Raw genomic sequence first — 1,490 nt, 5'->3', positions numbered from 1 at the left:
GCTAGGGCATATACACATCTCGCAGAGCCCATCCATCGGCACAGGCACGGAAGTAGGCCAGGCCGTTGTAGAAGGTGATTGGTCCCGGTGGTCTGGAGGAAGCATAGCCGTTCCAGCCGCCGAGCTTGGCGATGATCCATGCCGCCCAGGCGAGCGAGCTCCTGGGGTGGGGATTGGCTTGCAGCTTGGTCTTGCCTTTGAAGCGCTTCTCGAGCGCGGCAAGTGTGTCGATCTCGTTTGGCGTGAAGACGAGGCTTGCCGGTTGAGCGTCCTGGCCGCTGCGGGACTGCACGAGCTGCATGACGATGACCGCGGCCTTGGCGGCGATGGCAATGAGTTTCTCCAGGCGTGCGGCCGATTGCAGCTGGCTGTCTTCGATCTTCAAGCCCTGGGCCTTCATCGTCCGGAAGAACTGCTCGATGGTCCAGCGCTGCTTGTACCAGGCGACGATCTGCCAGGCCTGGGCAGGGCTGCTCACCGCATGTGTGGTCAGAAGCAGCCAATGAAGCGGCTCCACGCCGTCGGGCGCAGCCGTCTCGACGACTTCGACCCAGCGCAGCGTCACCCCCTCTGGCAGCCCCTTTGCGCGCAGGTTCGCCGGCCGCTTGATCGTGGCTTCGCCAAAGCGCAGGCACAGCTCAGCCCGGCGCGCCGGGCGGTCCTGGCGCTCGCGCAGCTCGATCACCTGCGTATCGCAGAACACCACTTTCGCCACGGCGCGGCGCAGCGTGCCGCCAGTGGTGAGGGCCCGGTCATTCATGAGACGCGACAGAACATGGCAATGGCCGTCCGGCACACCAGCCCACATCATATACAAGTCGCTCTCACGGTCGGCGATGAAGGTGACCATGCCGGCCCGGGCCAGCACCGGCTTGGCCGCTTCGGCCGTCTCGATCCAGTGGCGCGATTCCTTTTCGCTCAACGGCCGCTCGGCATGCGGCGGCAGCTCCTCGTCCCCGCGCGTCCACACCTGCCCGCCCACAAGACCCAGGCAAGAACCGCGCTCGGCATCAAGAGCCAGCATTGGATGCAGCAGCAGGCCCCAGCAATTGCCCTTTTTGACCTTGCCCAGGCCGCGCCGGTTGCCCTCTGTCGTCGGGAACTTGATCTCGCTGGTGTCCTGCACCGCCAGGACATGCCGGCCCTCGACCGCAAGCCGGGTCTGATCGCTCCAGCCTGCGATGATCCGGTCCGCTGTCACCGCGTCATTGCCGAGAAAGCGCCCATAGCGGATCTCTTCGGAATGGTCGCCACCGGCAAGCCGGCGCAGGCAAACCGTTTCGCGCAGCACCATGCCTTGGAGCAGCCTCGCCCCCCTTTATCGAGACGACGATCTCCAAATGAACCCAAGGACCAGTCCTGGCATGTCTGCATCGGCGACGCTCCTCCAAATCAGAACGTCACAGAAGAATCATACAGCACACGCCGGCGGAATCCGACACGTCACAACCGAGTCAATCCGTCGAAGCAAGATGTGTATACGCCCTAGC

At 64.1% G+C, this 1,490-nt stretch carries 1 protein-coding gene; it reads right to left on the bottom strand.

Annotated elements, in window-relative coordinates; translation table 11 throughout:
* Position 1 precedes the first annotated feature (1 nt).
* Positions 2–1,294: an IS4 family transposase gene (locus NKI18_RS33265; protein WP_023675890.1), complete on the bottom strand. Its 1,293-nt coding sequence runs from the start codon at positions 1,292–1,294 to the stop codon at positions 2–4.
* Positions 1,295–1,490: the final 196 nt, after the last annotated feature.

The sequence above is a fragment of the Mesorhizobium sp. M0800 genome, assembly GCF_040320095.1.
Classification (GTDB): domain Bacteria; phylum Pseudomonadota; class Alphaproteobacteria; order Rhizobiales; family Rhizobiaceae; genus Mesorhizobium.
The sequence above is the reverse complement of the archived record's forward strand: the minus strand, read 5'-3'. Positions and strand labels throughout refer to the sequence as shown.

Bases quoted from the DNA above. Each gene is read 5' to 3' on its own strand.
- NKI18_RS33265 (WP_023675890.1), bottom strand. From the start codon at position 1,294: ATGGTGCTGCGCGAAACGGTTTGCCTGCGCCGGCTTGCCGGTGGCGAC.